Annotated in this window: 19 protein-coding genes; 8 read left to right on the plus strand and 11 right to left on the minus strand. The window is 72.2% G+C overall.

From position 1 onward, the window contains the following. Positions 1-5 precede the first annotated feature (5 nt). Together D3218_RS03745 and D3218_RS03750 are read left to right on the plus strand one after the other, a co-directional pair. A complete protein-coding gene (locus D3218_RS03745; RefSeq protein WP_119538573.1) occupies positions 6-806 on the plus strand; it encodes an ABC transporter ATP-binding protein in 801 nt (266 codons plus the stop codon). Between the two features lie 20 nt (positions 807-826). After that, positions 827-1,813, plus strand: coding sequence for an ABC transporter substrate-binding protein (locus tag D3218_RS03750; RefSeq protein WP_119538574.1), 987 nt, complete (start codon positions 827-829; stop codon positions 1,811-1,813). A 28-nt stretch (positions 1,814-1,841) separates the two neighbouring features. Here the strand turns inward: D3218_RS03750 and D3218_RS03755 are convergent, their stop codons facing one another. Genes D3218_RS03755 through D3218_RS03785 form a run of 7 tightly spaced genes read right to left on the minus strand, consistent with a single transcriptional unit; the run spans position 1,842 to position 8,707 of the window. Further along, entirely contained in the window at positions 1,842-2,645 is an 804-nt protein-coding gene (locus D3218_RS03755; RefSeq protein WP_119538575.1) for a nitrilase-related carbon-nitrogen hydrolase, read from the minus strand. Further along, entirely contained in the window at positions 2,645-3,439 is a 795-nt protein-coding gene (locus D3218_RS03760; RefSeq protein WP_119538576.1) for an ABC transporter permease, read from the minus strand. Before D3218_RS03760 ends, D3218_RS03755 begins: the two co-directional genes overlap by 1 nt. Further along, entirely contained in the window at positions 3,436-4,299 is an 864-nt protein-coding gene (locus D3218_RS03765; protein WP_119538577.1) for an ABC transporter permease, read from the minus strand. Before D3218_RS03765 ends, D3218_RS03760 begins: the two co-directional genes overlap by 4 nt. Next, positions 4,296-5,330: an ABC transporter ATP-binding protein gene (locus D3218_RS03770; protein WP_119538578.1), complete on the minus strand. Its 1,035-nt coding sequence runs from the start codon at positions 5,328-5,330 to the stop codon at positions 4,296-4,298. Before D3218_RS03770 ends, D3218_RS03765 begins: the two co-directional genes overlap by 4 nt. A 40-nt stretch (positions 5,331-5,370) precedes the next feature. Further along, positions 5,371-6,453 carry an ABC transporter substrate-binding protein gene (locus tag D3218_RS03775; protein ID WP_119538579.1) on the minus strand — a complete coding sequence of 361 codons (1,083 nt, stop codon included), beginning with the start codon at positions 6,451-6,453 and terminating at the stop codon, positions 5,371-5,373. A gap of 23 nt (positions 6,454-6,476) precedes the next feature. Further along, complete coding sequence (gene speB / locus D3218_RS03780; RefSeq protein ID WP_119538580.1) at positions 6,477-7,529, minus strand: agmatinase; 1,053 nt, start codon at positions 7,527-7,529, stop codon at positions 6,477-6,479. Continuing rightward, the gene (locus tag D3218_RS03785) at positions 7,526-8,707 is read right to left on the minus strand and encodes an aminotransferase (protein WP_245414913.1); all 1,182 of its coding nucleotides are present in this window, start codon (positions 8,705-8,707) and stop codon (positions 7,526-7,528) included. Before D3218_RS03785 ends, speB begins: the two co-directional genes overlap by 4 nt. A 156-nt stretch (positions 8,708-8,863) precedes the next feature. Between D3218_RS03785 and D3218_RS03790 the strand changes: the two genes are divergently transcribed. The 3 genes from D3218_RS03790 to D3218_RS03800 all read left to right on the plus strand — a co-directional run bounded on the left by D3218_RS03790 (position 8,864) and on the right by D3218_RS03800 (position 11,692). Next, positions 8,864-9,757: a LysR family transcriptional regulator gene (locus D3218_RS03790; protein WP_119538582.1), complete on the plus strand. Its 894-nt coding sequence runs from the start codon at positions 8,864-8,866 to the stop codon at positions 9,755-9,757. A gap of 182 nt (positions 9,758-9,939) precedes the next feature. Further along, positions 9,940-10,827 carry a L,D-transpeptidase gene (locus tag D3218_RS03795; RefSeq protein ID WP_119538583.1) on the plus strand — a complete coding sequence of 296 codons (888 nt, stop codon included), beginning with the start codon at positions 9,940-9,942 and terminating at the stop codon, positions 10,825-10,827. Between the two features lie 121 nt (positions 10,828-10,948). Beyond that, positions 10,949-11,692 carry a L,D-transpeptidase gene (locus D3218_RS03800; RefSeq protein WP_168990405.1) on the plus strand — a complete coding sequence of 248 codons (744 nt, stop codon included), beginning with the start codon at positions 10,949-10,951 and terminating at the stop codon, positions 11,690-11,692. A gap of 61 nt (positions 11,693-11,753) precedes the next feature. Here the strand turns inward: D3218_RS03800 and glcF are convergent, their stop codons facing one another. From glcF to D3218_RS03820, 4 genes are read right to left on the minus strand one after another with little or no spacing between them, the layout of a single operon-like run. Continuing rightward, a complete protein-coding gene (glcF, locus tag D3218_RS03805; protein ID WP_119538584.1) occupies positions 11,754-13,064 on the minus strand; it encodes a glycolate oxidase subunit GlcF in 1,311 nt (436 codons plus the stop codon). Further along, entirely contained in the window at positions 13,064-13,741 is a 678-nt protein-coding gene (locus tag D3218_RS03810) for a hypothetical protein (RefSeq protein ID WP_119538585.1), read from the minus strand. Before D3218_RS03810 ends, glcF begins: the two co-directional genes overlap by 1 nt. A 13-nt stretch (positions 13,742-13,754) precedes the next feature. Next, positions 13,755-15,011, minus strand: a complete 1,257-nt coding sequence (gene glcE / locus D3218_RS03815) for a glycolate oxidase subunit GlcE (protein WP_119538586.1) — start codon at positions 15,009-15,011, stop codon at positions 13,755-13,757. Beyond that, a complete protein-coding gene (locus D3218_RS03820; protein ID WP_119538587.1) occupies positions 15,011-16,504 on the minus strand; it encodes an FAD-linked oxidase C-terminal domain-containing protein in 1,494 nt (497 codons plus the stop codon). The genes glcE and D3218_RS03820 overlap by 1 nt, the downstream gene beginning before the upstream one ends. Before the next feature lie 128 nt (positions 16,505-16,632). Between D3218_RS03820 and D3218_RS03825 the strand changes: the two genes are divergently transcribed. The 3 genes from D3218_RS03825 (at position 16,633) to D3218_RS03835 (ending at position 19,472) form a co-directional block, all read left to right on the plus strand. Then, complete coding sequence (locus tag D3218_RS03825) at positions 16,633-17,166, plus strand: O-acetyl-ADP-ribose deacetylase (RefSeq protein WP_119538588.1); 534 nt, start codon at positions 16,633-16,635, stop codon at positions 17,164-17,166. 53 nt (positions 17,167-17,219) lie between these two features. After that, positions 17,220-18,194, plus strand: a complete 975-nt coding sequence (locus tag D3218_RS03830; protein WP_119538589.1) for a phosphatase PAP2 family protein — start codon at positions 17,220-17,222, stop codon at positions 18,192-18,194. A 216-nt stretch (positions 18,195-18,410) separates the two neighbouring features. Continuing rightward, complete coding sequence (locus D3218_RS03835) at positions 18,411-19,472, plus strand: phosphatase PAP2 family protein (protein ID WP_136625053.1); 1,062 nt, start codon at positions 18,411-18,413, stop codon at positions 19,470-19,472. Positions 19,473-19,513: the final 41 nt, after the last annotated feature.

The raw sequence follows: 19,513 nt of genomic DNA on the forward strand, positions 1-19,513 counted from the left end.
CCCGCATGGCGATCGACACCCCCTCCCCCGCCGTCCGCACGTTGGCCGCGCCGGGCCTCGTGGAGATCCACGAGGCCGAGATCCGCTTCGCCGGGCCGCGTGGCGGTGTGCTGGCGCTGGACCGGACCTCGCTGCGCCTCGAGCCCGGCTCCTTCACCGCGCTGATCGGCCCCTCGGGCTGCGGCAAGTCGACCCTGATGAACGCGCTCGCCGGCTTCGTGCCCCTCGGCCACGGCTTCGTGCGCATCGACGGGCGGCCGGTGGAGGGGCCCGGCCCCGATGTGGGCGTCGTGTTCCAGCAATACGCGTTGTTTCCCTGGTTCACCGCGCGCGGCAACATCGAGTTCGCGCTCGCCAACAAGGGCCTGTCCCGCGCCGAGCGCCGCGAGCGCGCCCTCCAGGCGCTGGAGGAGGTCGGACTCGCCGGCCAGGGCGACAAGTTTCCCGGACAACTGTCCGGAGGCATGAAGCAGCGCGTCGCCATCGCCCGCACGCTGGTGCGCGAGCCGAGCGTGCTCCTGATGGACGAGCCGTTCGGCGCGCTCGACGCGCAGACGCGCCTCTCGATGCACGCGCTGCTGCTGCGCCTCCTGGCCCGCCACCGCGCCACCGTCCTGTTCGTGACCCACGACGTGGACGAGGCGCTGCTGCTCGCCGACACCGTGCACGTCATGTCGCACGCACCCGGCCGGATTCTGGCGAGCTACGCGATCGACACGCCGCGGCCGCGCTCGGTCGCCCGCTTCGACGCCGCGCTCGGCGACCTGCGCACCGCGATCGTCGGCCTCCTCCACCCCGAATCCTGACCCCCGCCCGGAGCTCCCCCATGTTTCGCACGACCCGCCGCCTGTTCCTCGCCGCCGGATCGGTCCTGGCGATCGCCCTCGCCGCCTCCCCCGGCGCCGCGCAGGACACGCTGACCCTCGCCTGGTCGCCCGCCCCGCAGATGCCGCAGATCGACGTGGCGCTCGCGGAGGACCTTTTCGCCAAGGCCGGGCTCGACGTATCCGTCGTGACCTTCGCCAGCGGCCGCGAGGCCTTCGAGGCGCTCACCGGCGGCCAGGCGGACCTGGCCACCATGGCCGAGCTGCCCGCGGTCACCGGCGCCCTGCGCGACCAGCGTTTCGCGATCGTCGCCGACCTCGCCCGCTACCGGGGCTCGCGCGTGATCGCCAAGGCCTCCTCCGGCATCGCCGCGCCGGCCGATCTCGCGGGTCGGCGCATCGGCGTCACGCTCGGAACCAACACCGACTTCCTGCTCGGCAAGATCCTGGGGGCCGCCGGCGTCACCGCCGAGATCGTCAATGCCGCGCCGGCCGACCTCGTGCCCGCGCTCCTGCGCGGGGACGTGGACGCGATCGTGCCCTTCCCCAACGCCTACCCGGCGGCGGCGCGGGCGCTGGGCGAGGACTATCGCGAAATCCGCTCCGACCTCTACGAGCCGCATTTCGTGCTGGCCGCGAGCCCCGCGGCCCTGGACGGCAAGAGCGAGGCGGTGACGCGGTTCCTGGACGCCGTGGTGGAGGCGGACGGGAGCGTTGCGGCCGACCCGGACGCCGCCGCCGAGGCGGTGGTGGCGACGGTCCAGGGCAATATCGACGCAGCCGCCGTGCGCGCGCTGTGGCAGGACACCGAGATCGGCGCCCGGCTCGACGACCGCCTGCTCGACCTGATGGCGGAACAGGGCGCGTGGATCGTCGGGCGCGGCGTGGTCAAGGCCGACGCGCCGAGCCGCGACAGCCTGCGCCCTTTCCTCGAGCCCGCACCCCTCGCCGCCGTGGCGCCCGACGCGGTGCGCCTGCCGCGTCCGTGATGCCCGTCGCGAGGGCGGGGACGCGCGGCTAACCGTCCGCCCGCCCTCGTTCCCGCCACGCCCGGAGTTCGCCGAGATAATCGTTGGCGGCACGCGCCGCCTCGATCGCCGTGGGATCGAGATCGGCGACGAGCATCGCCGCCCCGGTCTCGTCCGCCGCGGCGAGCAGCGCCCCGTCCGGCCCCGCCACGGCCGACAGGCCCTGGAAGCGGAACCGCCGGTCGGCGCCGCACCAGTCGGCATAGGACAGGAACAGCCCGTTCTCGAAGGCGCGGGCCGGCACCAGCGTGCGCGCGATGAAGCGGGCGCCGGCGCCGGCGGGAAGCGCGGTCGGCACCAGCACGAGGTCGGCGCCGGCGAGCGCCAGCGCGCGCACCGTTTCGGGAAACTCGACGTCGAAGCAGACCAGCAACCCGATCCGCAGCCCCGCGAAGGCGACCACCGGCGCGCCCACGGTGCCGGGACGGAAGGCTGCGCGCTCGTGCTCCCCGTAGAGGAACCGCTTGGCGTAGACCACCGGCGCGGCGCCGGGCGCGAGGAAGACGGCGGCGTTGCGCACCGCGCCGCCCTCCGGGATCGGCATGCCGAGCGCGAGGGCGACGCCGGTCTCATGGACCATCCGGCCGAGCCGGGCGAGGGCCGCCGGGGCCTGCGCGGCCTCGGCCTGGAGCGCCTCCGGCTCGACGCCGTAGCCAGGGATCGCGAGTTCGGGCAGGTGGGCGAGCGCCGCCCCGGCCTCGCGCGCCCGCAGGAGGCACCGCCGGGCGCGCGCGATCCCCGCCTCGCCGTCGCCCGCCTCCGCCGCGTCGAGCTGGAACAGGGCGAGGCGCATCAGCGCCGGTCCCAGGCACCCAGAAGCCGGGGCAGGTCGCCGAAGCGGGCCACCAGCGAGAACACCACGGCGGCGAGCGCCACGAACAGGACCGAGATCGAGGCCATCACCGGCGTGTAGCCGTAGCGCAGCGCGTTGAAGATCTTGATCGGAACGGTCTCCATGGTGAAGCCGACCGTCATGTAGGCGATGATGTATTCGTTGAGCGACAGCACGAAGGCGAAGGCGAAGCCCGACACGAGATAGGGCCGGATCATCGGCAGCACGATCGTGCGCCGCACGGCGCGCTCGTCGGCGCCCATGGTGCGCGCGGCCTCCACGATCTCGCGGTCGATCGAGGCGAATCCGAGCGTCAGCGTCACCAGCGGCAGGCTGGTGAAGAACACGGCGTGGCTGACCACCACGGTGAACGGCGAGCCGTAGAAGCCGGCGGTGGACCAGAAGGCCAGCGCGCCGAGCGCGGTGATCACCGGCGGCAGCACGAAGGGCGAGACGCCCAGGAGCTGCACCAGCCGTCCGACCGGGCTCGCGCGCCGCCACAGCGCGTAGGCGATCGGCAGCGCCACCAGCACGGCGAGGAGCGCCGCGAGCGCCGCCACCGCGACCGAGGTCAGGAGCGCGGCGCGCCAGGCGGGGTCGGTGAAGATCGCGGCGTACCAGCGCGCCGACAGGCCCTGCGGCGGAAACACGAGGCTCTGCTGCGCGTTCAGGGAGACGCCGGCGATGATCGCCACGGGCGCGGCGAGGAAGAGGGCGACGATCGCGAGCAGCAGGCGCGGGGCGAGGCGGCTCATGCGCGCGCTCCCGGACGCCGGGCGCCGAACAGGGCCGAGAGCGCCACCAGGAGCATGGAGGCGAGCACCAGGAACACGGCCATGGCGGCCGCGAAGGGCATGTTGGACTGGTAGATCGCCTGGTCGGTCACCAGCACCGAGATCGTCCAGTGCTGCGGACGGCCGAGGAGCTGGGGCAGGAGATAGGAGCCGAGCGCGAACACGAAGACCACCACGAACGTGGCGGCGAGCGCGCCGCGCAGCGCCGGCAGGATCACGGTCAGGAAGGCGCGCGCCGGCGAGGCGCCGAGCGTCTCCGCCGCCTCGCCCAGCGCCGGGTCGAGCCGCGAGAAGGACGGGTAGAGCACCAGGACGCAGTAGGGCAGCGCCTGGTAGGTCATCCCGAGGAGCACGGCGCCGAGGCTCGGCGTGAGGGCGGTGGGCTCGACCATCAGCCCGAGCGCCACCAGGAGGTTCGACACGCCCGCCGTGCGGCTGAGCAGCGTCGACCAGGAGAAGCCGATGATGACCTCGGACAGGGACAGGACCGACAGGAGCGCGACCAGCCAGGGCACCTGCGCCCGCCGCCCCATGCGAGACAGGAGATAGGTGAAGGGTGCCCCGACCACGAGGCAGATCAGCGCCACCAGCGCCGACAGGCCGAGCGAGAACAGGAGCACGCGCCCGAAGAACAGCGACAGGAAGCGCGCGTAGTTGTCGAGCGTGAACACCGGCTCGTAGAAGCCGCCGGGCACGCGCTGGAAGAACGACACCGCGATCATCAGCCCGAAGGGCACCACGAAGAAGGCGGCCAGCATCAGTCCGGGGAACAGGAGGGCGGCCTGGCCGGTGCCCGCGCGCTGCGGGGCGGCCGCGCTCATGCGGCCTCGGCCGGGAAGATCGTGGCGGCGCCGGGCCTCGGGGCGAGCGAGACGCGCGCGCCGACCGGCGGCACCGCCGCGCCCGCCTCGCGGTGGACCACGATGCGCGTCCCCTCCGCCTGGAGGAAGACCTCCACCGCCGACCCCATGTCGCGCACGAACTCGACATCGGCCGCGATGGGCCCCTCGCCGTCGGGCAGGATCGAGAGGTCCTCGGGCCGGATCGACAGGAGCGCCTGCGGCGCCGGAAGCGCAAGGTCGGAAAGGAAGCCGCCGGCAAGGCGCGCCCCGCCCCCCTCGCGCCGCGCCGCCAGGAGGTTGGTCTGGCCCAGGAAGTCGGCGACGAAGGGCGTCGCGGGGCGCCGGTAGACGTCGATCGGGCGGTCCATCTGGAGAACGCGGCCGGACTGCATCACCACCACGCGGTCGGCCATGGTCATGGCCTCGCGCTGGTCGTGGGTGACCACGATCGTGGTGATGCCGAGCCGCTGCTGCAGGAGCTTCAGCTCGACCTGCATGGCCTCGCGCAGCTTGGCGTCCAGCGCCGAGAGCGGCTCGTCCAGGAGAAACAGGCGCGGCGCCACGGCCAGCGCGCGGGCGATCGCCACGCGCTGGCGCTGGCCGCCGGAAAGCTGCGTGATCGCCCGCCCCTCCACGCCCGGCAGGCGCACGAGGTCGAGAAGCTCGCGCACCCGCCCCTCCACCGCCGCGCGCCCCTCGCCGCGCAGGCGCAGCGGATAGGCGATGTTGTCGCCGACCGACAGGTGCGGGAACAGCGCCAGCGACTGGAACACCATGCCGAAGCCGCGCCGGTGGACCGGCACGCGGGTGATGTCCTCGGCGCCGAAGCGGATCTCGCCCGAGCTCGGGCTCTCCAGCCCCGCGATCATGCGCATCAGCGTGGTCTTGCCGCAGCCGGACGGACCCAGAAGGCACACGAGCGTGCCGTCCGGGATGGCGAGGTCGACGGCCTCCACGGCCAGGGTCGCGCCGAAGCGCTTGGTGACGCCGCTGAGCACGAGGTCGGTCATGGGGCTCCGATCTTGCAGGGTTCGAGGGGACCGGGGCGGATCAGCCGACGATCAGCTCGGTCCACTTCTGGTTCAGCCAGTCGGCCTTGGAGACGTAGAGGTCGTAGCGCGGCACGATCGGCTCGGCGGTAGAGGAGACCGCCGCGAACTCGGCGTCGGTGAGGTCGAGCAGCGAGCGGGCGATCACCGGCGCCGTGCCGACCTTGCGCGCGAGCAGGCTCTGCGTGGCGGGCTGCGTCATGTAGTCGATGAAGACATGCGCCTCGTCGAGCTTCTCCGAGGCGCGGCTGACGGCCCAGCAGCCCGAATCCGAGATGCCGCCCTCCTTGGGGAAGGTCGAGCGCACCGGCGCGCCCTTGGACGCGGCCAGTCCCGTGACGTCGTGGTAGTACTGGCCCATCGGGATCTCGCCCGACTTCAGCGCCGCCTCGAACTGCGCCTCGTCGCGATACCAGAGCTGGACGTTGGGCTTCAGCTCGGCCAGCTTGTCCATGACCTTGAGGATGCCCTCGTCCGTGTCGAGCACCTCGGTGCCGCCGAAGAAGGTCTTGGCCGTCACCTCAAGCAGGAACGAGTTGGAGACCAGCGCGAGCAGGCCGAGCTTGCCCTGGTTCGCCGGGTCCCAGAACGCGGCCCAGGATTCGGGGGCCGTCGGGTAGGCCTCGGTGTTGGTCACGAGGTTGATGTACCAGGCCACGGCGCCCACGCCCGCCACGCGCTCGTCCGGGTAGCGCAGCAGAAAGGGCGGCAGCACGTCCGCCGAGCGCGAGATCTTCGCGAGGTCGAGCGGGGCCCAGAGCTCGGTCGACAGGCCCTTGCGCATGGCGACCTGGCTGATCATCGACACGTCCGCCGGCGCGATGCCGGCGCGCGCGGCCTGCTCGAGCTGCACGAGCCAGGCCTCGCCGGTCGGCTCGGCGACGCTCTCCACCGCGATGCCGGTCGCCTGCGTGAAGGCCGGGAAGACGTTCTCGTCGAAGCTGTCCTTGAAGTAGCCGCCGTAGACGCCGACCTTCAGCGACCGCTCCTGGCTGCGCCCGATCGCGGGCATGGCGAGGGTCGCGGCGCCGGCGGCGGCGCCGATCAGGACCGAGCGGCGGGTGGGATGGACGATGCGTGTCATGCCTTGGGTCTCCGTTCGGTGGGTCAGGGTTGCGGGGCGGCGCGCGCCGGCGAGAAGGGCACGAGGCTGAGGATCTCGAACAGCATCTGGGCGCCGGCATGGGCGGTGTTGGTGGTGGCGTCGTATTGCGGGGCGACCTCCACGAGGTCGCCGCCGACGATGCGGATGCCGGCGAGCCCGCGCAGAATCGCCTGCGCCTCGCGCGAGGTGAGGCCGCCGATCTCCGGCGTGCCGGTGCCCGGCGCGAAGGCGGGGTCGAGGCTGTCGATGTCGAAGGACAGGTACACCGGGGCGTCGCCCACCGTCCGGCGCGCCATCTCGACGATGCGCGCGATGCCGAGCTCGGGCACGCGCTCGGCATGGATCACGGTCATGCCAGACGCGGCCGAGAACTCCCAGAGATATTCGGACGAGCCGCGGATGCCGATCTGGATGGTGCGCTCGGGGTCGAGCACGCCGTCGAGCACGGCCTGCCGGAACGGGCCGCCATGGTGGAACTTGCAGCCGTCGAAGGGGCCGCTCGTGTCGCAGTGGGCGTCGATATGGATCATCGCGACCGGGCGCTCGCGCCCCAGCGCGCGCAGGATCGGCAGCGAGATCGAATGGTCGCCGCCGACCGACAGCGGCACCACGCCGGCCGCCACGATCGCGGCGATCGTCGCCTCGATGTCCCGGTGCGAGGTCTCGAGATCGAAGCGCGAGCGGAACGGCACGTCGCCGACGTCGGCGACCGCGAGGTCCATCGTCGGCATGGTCTTGAGGACGTGGTTGTAGGGGCCGACGCGCTCGATGGTGCGCAGGGCGCGCGGGCCGAAGCGCGAGCCGTTCCGGTTGGTGACGCCGAGGTCCATCGGCACGCCGAGGAGCGCGACGTCGAGCCCTGAAAGGTCGGGCGCGTTCCAGTCCACGGTGCGGTGCGGCGCGTCGAGGAGCGTCGGCATGCCGGCGAAGGGGGCGACGCGCGTGCCCTTCGGGTCGAACAGTCGCGAGGCGACGCGCGCGAAGTCCCGGTCGTGGATCACCCGCTCGTTGTCGCCGCCGAAGCGGGCGCGCAGGGCTTCGAGGTCGATGCTCATGCGGTCATGTCCAGTCGGTGGGATGCGAGGGCGAGGCGTCGCGCGAGCTCGGCGATGGCGGACCCGTCGACATTGGCGAAGGCGATGCGCAGGAACCGCTCCTGGCCGGGGCCGAAGAAGGAGCCCGGCAGCGTGACGACGCCGAACTCGCGGGCGAGGCGGGCGGCCACCGCGTCCGAGGGCTCGGACCCGAACGGATGCTCCACATAGGCGAAATAGGCGCCGACCTGCCGGACGCGCCAGCCCGGAAGCGCGCCGAGCGCCCGGCGGAAGGCCTCCGCCCGGCCGGCGATCTCGCGGGCGCCGGCGCGCCGGAAGTCGCCCAAGGTCTCGATCGCGAAGGGCAGCGCCGCCTGCGCCGGCCGGGGGGCGCAGATCTGGATGCAGTCCACCACCTTCTCGATGTCGCCCATCAGCGCGGGACCGGCCACCAGCGCGCCGACGCGGTGGCCGGGGATCGCGTAGGTCTTGGAGAAGGAATAGAGGGCGACGAGGTGCGCCTCGGCCTCCGGCCGCGAGAACAGGTCGTGCGGGCGCGCATCGCCCTCCAGGAAGTCGCGATAGGTCTCGTCCAGGATCAGGGTGACGCCGCGCCGCGCGCACAGCGCCAGCATCTCCGCCAGGAGCGCCTCCGGGTACACGGCGCCGGTCGGGTTGTTGGGCGACACCAGGACCACGGCGCGGGTGCGCGCGTCGATCAGGGCATCGAGCGCCGCCGGATCGGGAAGGAACCCGGCCACCGGGTCGAGCGGCAGCGGGCGCGCCTCGATGCCCAGCATCTCCAGCGTCATGAGGTGGTTGAAGTACCAGGGGGCGGGCAGGATCACCGCATCGCCGGCGCCGGCCAGCGCGACGCAGGCGGCGAAGAACGCCTGGTTGCAGCCGCTGGTGATGGCGACGCGCGACGGATCGAGCGGGGCACCGTAGCGCCGCGACACATGCGCCGCGTAGGCCGCGCGAAGGGGCGGGTCGCCGAGGATGTCGCCGTAGCGGGCGCTGGCCGGCTCGGCGGCGGCGCGGGCGAGACGCTCGGCGAGCGCGGGCGGGGGCGGACGGTTCGGCACCGCCTGGCTGCAGTCGATCCCCGGGCCGTGACGTCCGTCGTAGAGCGCGGCCCAGCGGCCCGCCTGGGCGATCGGCGGCACCGCGACGCGGGCGAGGCGGGTGGCGCCGCTCACGGGCGCACCGGACCGAAGGGGGAGAAGCTGCCTTGCATGCGAAATGATCACGTCGGCTGGATGGCGTCGTTTCGACCATAGGGCGGGGATCGACGCGCGCGCCATAGGGTTCTATCAAGGTTCACCTTGACGATTGTCCATGGAAGGGCGGGTTCGATGCGCGTCTCGGGAAGTGACCTGCGCCTCCTCCAGGTCTTCGACGCGGTGGTGCGCGGCGGCGGCTATGCCGGCGCGGAGGCCGAACTGAACATCGGCCAGTCGACCATCAGCAACCACATGACGGCGCTGGAGGAGCGGATCGGCTTCACCCTGTGCCAGCGCGGGCGCGGCGGCTTCCGGCTGACGGAGCGCGGGCGGGCGGTGCACGAGGCGGCCCGGCGCCTGGGCGGCGCGCTCGGCGACTTCGCCGGCGACATCGCCGCGCTCAAGGGGGAACTGCGCGGCGAGCTGCGCGTCGCGATCCTCGATTCGGTCGCCAGCGACCCGCGCAACCGCCTGAGCGAGGTCGTCCGCGCCTTCGGGAGGATCGCCCCGGAGGTGCGTCTGACGCTGGTGCAGGAGCGCCCGCAGGACATCCAGCCCAAGGTCGCGGAGGGGCTCTACCATTGCGGAATCGGCAGCCACCGCTCGCGCGTCGAGGGGATCGACTACCGGACCCTCTACGAGGAGAGCCACGGGCTCTACTGCGGCGACGCGCACCCCTTCTTCGGGCGGCCCGACGCCGAGCTCACCGACGAGGCGCTGGCCGAGGCGCCCTACGTGCATCGCGGCTACTGGCGCGAGGAGGACGGCATGCGCCGGATCCGCTGGCGGATCGAGGCCACGGTGCAGCAGATCGAGCCCGAACTGATGCTGATCCGCTCCGGCCGCTATGTCGGCTTCCTGCCGCACCACGCCGCCGAGGCGGACGTCGCGGCCGGGCGCCTGCGGCAGATCCGGCCGGACGACATCGGCTATCTCTGCCTGTTCGAACTCTACACGCCCCGCGCGCGGCGCGGCAGCGACGTCCTGTCGGCCTTCCTGGCGAGCGTCGACGAGACCTGGCGCTAGGCCGTGCGGCTCGGCCACGCCCGCCGCAACTTTACCGCGCGTTCACCCTGCCGGGCGGAAGACGCCCGCCCGCCGGCGCAAAGGGCGGTGCGATTCACCTTTCGCTGGCGATTGGCGCCCATCCTCGGCCCGGATTGTCGCGCGCCGCCCGCCGGCGTGCCGTTTGAACGAGGTTTGTTCCCATGCGCCTCCTCCACGCGCTCTGCGCGATGTCGCTCCTCGGCTCGCTCGCCCTGCCGGCCGAGGCGCGCGACCGCCGCCCGCTCTCCGTGCCGCCCGACGTCGCCGAACCCTGGGTGCGGCAGCTCTCGCCCGGCTCGGGCGTCGTGCCGGGCTACGCGCGGCGCCATCTCGCCCCGCCGGCGGCACCCGGCACGGTGGTGTTCGAGGGCAACATCCCGGTGGGCGTGATCCCCGAGGGCGGCGGGCCGATGCAGCCGCTCGGCGCCTATCGCGCCGGCCGCGCGCCGGTGGTCTTCGGGCAGGCGGCGCCCGCCGCGCCCCGCTCGGCCGGCGTGCTGCGCGAGCGCCGCACCGGGGCACCGGTCTTCGCCTCCGCCTCGGCCGCGCCGGCCCGCGCCGCCGCGTCCCGCGCCACCCGGCCGCGCGGCATGGACCCCGCCTTCCTGCCCCGGCGGGTGGACTACGACGGCGGCTACGCGCCGGGCACGATCGTGGTGGATACGCGCGCGCACTACCTCTACCACGTCGAGGCCGGCGGCCGCGCCATGCGCTACGGCGTGGGCGTCGGCAAGGAGGGCTTCGGCTGGTCCGGCAGCCACAAGATCACCCGCAAGGCCGAGTGGCCCGGCTGGACGCCGCCGGCCGAGATGATCGCCCGCGAGCGCGCCAAGGGCCGCATCCTGCCGGCCCACATGCCCGGCGGCGAGGAGAACCCCTTAGGCGCGCGCGCCCTGTATCTCGGCTCCACCCTCTATCGAATCCACGGCACCAACCAGCCCTGGACCATCGGCCAATCCGTGTCGTCCGGCTGCATCCGCATGCGCAACGAGGACGTGATGGACCTCTACGAGCGCGTCGGCGTCGGCACCCGCGTGGTCGTGCTCTGACTGCAACAGAGGGTTGCAAAACCACAACCGATCTTCCGGCACGGCTGACAAGCCGCGCCCCATAGGCCTTGATCGGCCCATATCCGCCCTGCCCGGCCCTTACGAAAAGGACGCAACGCCCATGAAGACGACGCCCCTTCTCCTTGCCCTCGTGGTAGGCCTTTCGCCGTTCGCCGCGCCCCTCGCCGCCCGGGCGGAACCGCAGGTGCGGGTCTACGACCACGCGAGCGCCCGGTGGATCTCGGGCGACCGGGCCCGCATCCGCCAGGACCAGGTCGAGCGCAAGACGCAGATGATGCGCAAGCCCGACGCGCGCTTCGCCCGGCAGACCGTCGCCATCTCGACCAAGGAGAAGCCCGGCACGATCGTGATCGATACGGACCGGAAGTTCCTGTACTTCATCGAGGGCCAGGGCACGGCGACGCGCTACGGCGTGGGCGTCGGCAAGGACGGCTTCTCCTGGGGCGGCACCATGTCGGTGGGCCGCAAGGCCGAGTGGCCCGGCTGGACGCCGCCGGCCGCCATGCGGGTGCGCGAGAAGGCCAAGGGCCGCATCCTGCCGGCCTACATGCCCGGCGGCCCGGACAATCCGCTCGGCGCGCGCGCGCTCTACCTGTATCGCGGCGGCGGCGATTCGATGTTCCGCATCCACGGCACCAACCAGCCCTGGACGATCGGCCTCAACATGTCCTCGGGCTGCATCCGCATGATGAACGAGGACGTCTCCCACCTCTACGAGCGGGCGGCGCGCGGCACGCGTGTCGTGGTGATCGGGCCGGGCCAGCCGAACCGCCTCGTGCAGGAGACCGGCACCCTGCGCCAGGTCGGCCGGAAGGGCCTCCTGTCGGCCGTGTTCGGCGGCTGACCGGCCGCTTCGGTCCATCGATCGGCGACGGCCCGCCCGCGGCGGGCCGTTCCGCGTCGCGCTATCCGGCCCGTGCCGGCGCGGCGAGGCCCTCCAGCGCCGCCGGGCGTTCGCCGCCATGGGCCCAGTCCAGGAGTTCCACCGTGTGGACGATCGGGATCGCGGTGGCCGAGCCGATCTGCGTCATGCAGCCGATGTTGCCGGTGGCGATCACGTCCGGCCGCAGGCTCTCGATATGGGCGACCTTGCGCCCGCGCAGCTTCGCCGAGATCTCGGGCTGCAGGATGTTGTAGGTCCCGGCCGAGCCGCAGCACAGATGCCCTTCCGGCACGTCGCGCACGGTGAAGCCGGCCCGGGCGAGCAGCGCCTTGGGCGCGCCGGTGATTTTCTGCCCGTGCTGCATGGAGCAGGCGGAGTGGTAGGCGACCACGGCCCCGACCGGGCGCGCCGGTGCCGGCAGGTCGAGCCCGGCGAGATATTCGGTGACGTCGCGGGCCAGCGCCGACACGCGCGCCGCCTTCTCGGCATAGGCCGGATCGAGGCGCAGCATATGGCCGTAGTCCTTGATCGTTGTGCCGCAGCCCGACGCGGTGACCACGATCGCCTCGAGCCCCCGCCCCTCGATCTCGCGCGTCCAGAGGTCCACCATGCGGCGCGCCTGCGCGAGCGCTTCCGCCTCGCGCCCCATGTGATGCACCAGCGCGCCGCAGCACCCCTCGCCCGGCGGCCGCACGACCTCGACGCCGAGCCGCCCCAGGAGGCGGGCGGCGGCCGCGTTGATGCCGGGATCCAGCACCCGCTGGGCGCAGCCGGCGAGGATCGCGACGCGCCGGCCGGTGGCGAGCGGCGGAACGGGCGCCGGCGACGGCGGCAGCGCGGCGGCCGCCAGCCGGAGCATGGCCGCCAGCGGCTTCAGCGGGCCGACGGCGTCCAGCACGCCCGCGAAGGGCCGCCCGAGCCGGGCCAGCCGGAGCGCCAGCCGGAACCGGCTCGGATGGGGCAGGATCTTGGCCAGCGCGAGCCGGATCAGCCGGTCGGGCAGCGGGCGCCGGTAGGTCCGCTCGATATGGGCCCGCGCGTGGTCCACGAGATGCATGTAGTTCACGCCCGACGGGCAGGTGGTCATGCAGGCAAGGCAGGACAGGCAGCGGTCGATATGGGTGACCGTCCGCTCGTCCGCCGGCCGGTCGTTCTCCAGCATCTCCTTGACGAGGTAGATGCGCCCGCGCGGGGAATCGAGCTCGTTGCCGAGCGTCACGTAGGTCGGGCAGGTCGCCGTGCAGAAGCCGCAATGCACGCATTTCCGCACGATGCCCTCGGTGTGGGCGGTCTCGGGATCGCGGAGGGCTTCGGGGGTGAACGCGGTTTGCATTACGCTCGCTTCATTCGGAAGATAATGGCGAAGGCATCAAAACCCCAGAATTTTCGCCCTTCGTACTCATTTGGGTGATCCAGCCTCTGCGACCGATGCCTTTCGCGAAAGTTCATATTCGATAGCTCGTCGCAGCTTTCGAGCTTGCTCACGAAATCTCCGAGCACCGTCTCCGGTGCTCTGGGGCTCTCTCCCCAAACGGCGCGCAACCCGACGATGCTTCCCCATTTCAGACTGCCGCCGGCCGAATGGCCATGTTTGGCTAGAAGATGGGAAATTCGGTCGATATCCTTTCTCATCGCGGGGAAGGAGAAGTCGCGTTTGACCTCCACGACGCCGATCGGACGATTGTCCCCATTCCAAACGACGACGTCGACACGTTCGCCCTGACTGAATCTCGCCACCGGACGCCCCGCGCGACGACTGCCGGCTTCGTCCGCGATCTCCCAGAATGGCGTCTCGAGGGTGACGGCGAACTTGGTCAACTCCGGCTGGTTTGCGGGGATCTCGCCTTTGTGGGCGTTCATGGTCTTCCAAAGCCGCATCGCGATGTTGGACGATACGAAAGGTTCGATGCCGTACTCGCCAACGGAAGCACCGCCCGACAGCGTCAGAAACTGATCGTTTGCCGCGTGCGCTCCGTCGATGATGGTATCCAAGGTCTCGCTCAGCGTCATCACCATCTCCTTCTCAGTCCATCCGCCCCGGGTTGAGGATGCCCTTGGGGTCGAACTGGTCCTTCAGCCGCCGCGACAGCGCGGCGAGCGGCGCGGGCTGCGGCTGGAACACGGGCGCGGCGGCCCGCTCGGCCAGGCTCGCGCGCACCAGCGTCGCATGGCCGCCGCCGTGCCGGGCGAGTTCGGCGCGCACCGTCTCGCCCTGCGCCGCGCCGTCGAGGCGCAGCCAGACCAGACCGCCCTGCCAGTCGTAGAAGACCTCGGCCGCCAAGCGCATGCGAAGGGCCATCACGAAGCCCGGCGCGCGCGTCGGCGTCATCGAGACGCGCCAGACCGGGCGCGCCGTTCCGTCGGCGAAGGGGATCACGTCGCGCACGTCCCGCCAGAAGGTGGCCGACGCCTCGCCCTCCAGCCGCTCCAGCGGTCCGACGCGCGCGAGGCCGACGCCGAGATGGGCGGCGCGCGCCTCCACCGAGGGACCGATCCCGTCGAGCCGGATCGCGGTGGCCGCCTCGCGGCCGAGCGCGCCCCCGGCCACGCGCTCGGCGACGCCGTAGGGCAGGTGCGCCGCGCCGGACGCCTCGGCCGAGGAGCCCATGGCCGCGGCCATGGCGCCGGCCGCGGCCTCGTCGTCGAGCCCGCGCAGCACCAGCGTCGTCTCGGCCGGCGGCTTGGGCATGACCTTGATGGTCACGTCGGTCAGGACGGCCAGCGTGCCGAACGCCCCGGTCAGCCCCTTGGACAGGTCGTAGCCGGTCACGTTCTTGACGACGCGACCGCCCGCCTTGAAGGCTTCGGCGCGGCCCGAGACGGCCGACAGCCCGAGGATGTGGTCGCGCGCCGCACCCTGCTTCAGCCGGCGCGGGCCGGACAGGTTGCACGAGACGACGCCTCCGAGCGTGCCGAGGCCCCGCGGGCGTCCATGGAGGGGGCCGTAGTCCATCGGCTCGAAGTCGAGGCGCTGGCCGTGCGCGTCCGCCAGCGCCTCGATCTCGGCGATGGGCGTGCCGGCGCGCGCCGAAAGGACCAGCTCCTCCGGCTCGTAGAAGTGGATGCCGGCAAGGCCTGCCAGCGACAGGGTGCGTGCCGCCTGGACCGGGCGCCCGAGCCCGGCCTTGGACCCCGAGCCCTCCACGGCGAGCGGAGCTTCGGCCGCGAGCGCCTCGGCGACCATCGCCAGCACCTCCTCGGGCGAGCGGGGAGCGAGCGTTTCGCCCTGTACGGCGGGGGACGGCGCGGGAGAGGGGGCGGGGGACGAGGCGATCGACATCAGAACCGGGGAAGCTCGGGAAAGGGCAGTTGCCCCTTGTGGACATGGAGCCGGCCGAGCTCGGCGCAGCGGTGCAGCACCGGGAACATCTTGCCGGGGTTGAGGAGATGCTTGGCGTCGAAGGCGCATTTGACCCGCTGCTGGTGGCGCAGATCGTCCTCGCCGAACATGACGGGCATCAGGTCGCGCTTCTCGATGCCGACCCCGTGCTCGCCGGTGAGCACGCCGCCGACTTCGACGCAGAGGCGCAGGATGTCGGCGCCGAAATCCTCGGCGCGCTGCAGCTCGTCGTCCTTGGAGGCGTCGTAGAGGATCAGCGGGTGCAGGTTGCCGTCGCCGGCGTGGAACACGTTGGCCACGCGCAGCCGGTGCTTCTGCGACAAGGCGCGCATCCCCGCCAGAACGCGCGGCAGCTCCCGGCGCGGGATCGTCCCGTCCATGCACAGATAGTCGGGCGAGATGCGCCCGACGGCCGGAAACGCCGCCTTGCGCCCGGCCCAGAAGCTCATGCGCTCGGCGTCCGACTGCGAGACGCGCGTCGTGGTGGCGCCGTTGGCGCCGGCGATCGCCTCGACCTCCCGCAGGAGATGGTCGACCTCCGCTCCGGGTCCGTCCAGCTCGACGATCAGAAGCGCCTCGACGTCCAGCGGGTAGCCGGCATGGACGAAGTCCTCGGCGGCGCGGATGGCGGGCGCGTCCATCATCTCCATGCCGCCGGGGATGATCCCGCGCGCGATGATCGCGGCGACGCAGGCGCCGGCCTCCTCCGAGGTCGGGAAGCCGATCAGCACGGCGCGCGCCGTCTCGGGCTTCTGCAGGATGCGCACCGTCACCTCGGTGACGACGCCGAGCAGCCCCTCCGAGCCCGTCAGCAGCCCCAGGAGGTCGTAGCCCTCGGCGTCGAGATGCTTGCCGCCGAGGCGGATCACCTCGCCCTCGACGGTGACGAACTCGACGCCCATGACGTTGTTGGCCGTGAGCCCGTATTTCAGGCAGTGGACGCCGCCCGAGTTCTCCGCGACGTTGCCGCCGATCGAGCAGGCGATCTGCGAGGACGGGTCGGGCGCGTAGTAGAAGCCGGCATGCTCCACGGCCTTGGTGATGCCGAGATTGGTGACGCCCGGCTGCACCACGGCGCAGCGGTTGTCGAAGTCGACCTCGAGGATCCGGTTGAAGCGCGACAGCACGAGCAGCACCCCGTCGGCCAGCGGCAGCGAGCCGCCCGACAGCGAGGTGCCCGCCCCGCGCGGCACGACCGGCACCTCATTCTCGTTGCAGTAGCGCAGGATCGCGGCGACCTGGGGCACCGTCTCCGGCAGCACCACGACCAGCGGGAGCTGGCGATAGGCGGTGAGCGCGTCGGTCTCGAAGACGCGCATCTCGACCGCGGCGTCCACCACCCCCTCGCCGGGCACGATCGCCCGCATCGCCGCGACGATGGCGGCGCGACGGGCGAGGATCTCGGTCCTTGGCTTGGGCATCGCGATGGTCATCGGCACCTCCCGGTCTTATTTATCCTCCTGGTCCCGAAGCCAGACTAGAGCAATTCCGATCCGTCACGAAACCCGGAGCGCGCGGATCGAGGCGGGACGCGCCGGACCGGCCGGGCGAGGAGGACGACATGGTGCGGATCGAGAAGGGCGGCGCCGCGATCGAGGTCGTGACCGGCGACATCACGCGCCTGGCGCTGGACGCGATCGTCAACGCCGCCAATTCCAGCCTTCTCGGCGGCGGGGGCGTGGACGGTGCGATCCACCGCGCGGCCGGGCCCGAGCTCCTGGAGGAATGCCGCACGATCGGCGGCTGCCCGGCGGGCGAGGCGCGCATCACCTTCGGCTACGGCCTGCCCGCCCAACGGGTGATCCACACGGTGGGGCCGGTCTGGCACGGCGGCGAGCGGGGCGAGGACGCGGTGCTGGCCGGCGCCTACCGCGCCTGCTTCGCCCTGGCGCTCGACAACGGCCTGCGCACGCTCGCCTTTCCCGCGATCTCCACCGGGGTCTACGGCTTCCCGAAGGCCCGGGCGGCCCGGATCGCGGCGCGCGAGGCGCTGGCGGCGGCGGCGGGCGGCCACTTCCGGCGCATCGTCCTGTGCTGCTTCAGCGAGGCGGACGCGGCGACCTACGGCCGGGCCCTGGAGGCGTCGGCGGCCTGACGGCGCCCCGGCCTTCACCGGATCGCAACCCGAGCGGCGCTAGCGTCGCCGGCATGATCCTCGACCGCCTCCTCGCGCGCCCCGGCGAACGCATCCTCGCGACGGCTCTTGCCTGCGCGTGCCTCATTGTCGCGGTGGTGGCGCCGCTGCGCGGCGCGCCGATCGACATCCCCGGATACCGGATGCAGGCCTATGTCGTGGCGGTGCTGGCGCTCGTGGGAATTGTCTACCGGCTCACCGGGCGCGACGAGCGGATCGCGTCCGGCATGCTGTCCATCGCCCTGCTGCTCCTGTTCACGTCGGCACTGGCCACCTACAACTACCTGCTCCTGCCCAATTTCGGCTTCCCGCTCGACCCGTGGCTCGCGCGCTTCGACGCGCTGATCGGCTACCGATGGAGCGACTGGGTGGAGTGGAGCGCCGGCGTGCCGCATCTCGCCCGGCTCCTGGGCTGGATCTACGCCTCGACGCTGATGCAGATCGCGGTCCTGATCGTGGTGCTGACCGGGCTCCGGCGATGGAACACGCTGGATCGGATGCAGGTCACGCTGGTGTTCGCGTCGGTCGCGACCGTCGCCTTCTGGGGCCTGTTCCCGTCGATCAGCATCTCGGCCTTCCAGGCGATCTCGCCCGAGGCGGCGCGGATCGTCGCGCCGGCGGTCGGCATGGAGGCCGGCGCCGAACTCCTGCACCTCGTGCGCCACGGCCCCGACAGGATCGCGCCCGGGGCGATGACCGGCCTGATCGGATTTCCGTCGTTCCACACGGTGCTGGCGCTCCTGTGCGTCCGGTTCGCGTGGGAGGCGCCGATCCTGCGCTACCCCTACCTCGCCATCAACCTCGCGATGGCGCCCGCGATCCTGCTGCACGGTTCGCACTACATGCTGGACCTCGCCGGCGGAGCGCTCTTCTTCTGGGGCGCGCAGGCCCTCGCCACGCGGGTGGTCGCGGCGCTGGACCGGCCGGCGCGCGTCGAAGCCGGCATCCGCGCCGGCGCCGGGAGCAGGGCGGCGGCGGCGCGGCCGTGAGGGACGACCGGCACGCCGGCCGGGACGGAACCGGATGTTCACCATGCCCACCGGAATGCGACGGGCATGGCCCCACGGCGGGAAACGGAAGCGGTTCGTTCAGATAGGGGCCGGCATGGTGCGGCGCGCCGCGAACGGATCGCATCAGTCGGGGAACGAGCCATGTCCGCTTTAGTCGAGGACGTCCGAGCGAGTCGCCGGTCCGTTCGGATCAACGTGGCGCAGTTGCGCATCGGCCTCCTGACGGACGCTCCCGCGATCGGCCTCGTCGCGCTCTACACGGCCTGCGCCCTGCTCGCGACGCGTGAGAGTCTCGCCGACATCCTGGTGCGCGTGCCCGACAGGCTGGCGGTCTTCATCATGATGGCCGCCATCACCGCCACCGCGATCGGCGCCCTTCGCTGCTTCTTCGTGACGAAGCCGGCCAGTCCAATCCGCCGGATGGCGTCGGACGCGGGCGCCGCCCTGCGCGGCGGCTGGCTGGAACGCTGGGCGCCCGTGGCGCTCGCAGGCTCGGTGCTGATGATCGTCTTCGCCGACGCCAAGACCGACATCCCGCTGATGGCGGGAGGCTTCCTCTGGGACGCGACGTTCCAGCGGCTCGACCTCGCGCTGCACGGCGGGACGGCACCGTGGGAGCTGCTGCAGCCGATCCTCGGATACCCGTTCGTCACCTTCGTCCTGAACCTCAACTACAGCCTCTGGTTCACGCTGATGTGGGGCATGTTCTTCTTCCACCACAGCCAGCCGGGCGGCACCGCGGGACGCACGCGCTTCCTGGCGAGCTTCGTGCTCCTGTGGACCGTCGGCGGCACCCTGCTCGCGACGGTCTTCTCCTCCGTGGGGCCCTGCTACTACGGCCACGTGGTCGATGGCGCGGATCCCTACCTCCCGCTCATGGAATACCTGCGGCAGGCCGACGCGCAGTTCCCCTTGATGGCGCTCGATCTGCAGGAGATGCTCTGGGCCGTGCATCGGGCCGGGATCGAAGGATACGGCATCTCGGCGATGCCCAGCCTGCACAACGCCATGGCCCTCCTGATGCTGCTGGCCGCGTGGAAGCTCCATCGGTGGGTGCGCGCGGCCTTCGCGCTCCACCTCGTGATGGTGTTCCTCGGCTCGATCCATCTCGGCTGGCACTATGCCGTGGATGCCTACCTGTCCTTCGCCCTCACCCTGGCGATCTGGTTCGGCCTCGGACCGATCGGCGACCGGTGGGACCGCTTCGTGGCCGAGCGGCGGACCCGCGAGGCCCGCCACGCGACGGCCGCCCCCTGAACGCGGCGCCCCGGCGCACCCTTCCCGGCACGGGCGGGTGG

The organism is Aureimonas flava, assembly GCF_003583935.1.
GTDB classification, from domain to species: domain Bacteria; phylum Pseudomonadota; class Alphaproteobacteria; order Rhizobiales; family Rhizobiaceae; genus Aureimonas; species Aureimonas flava.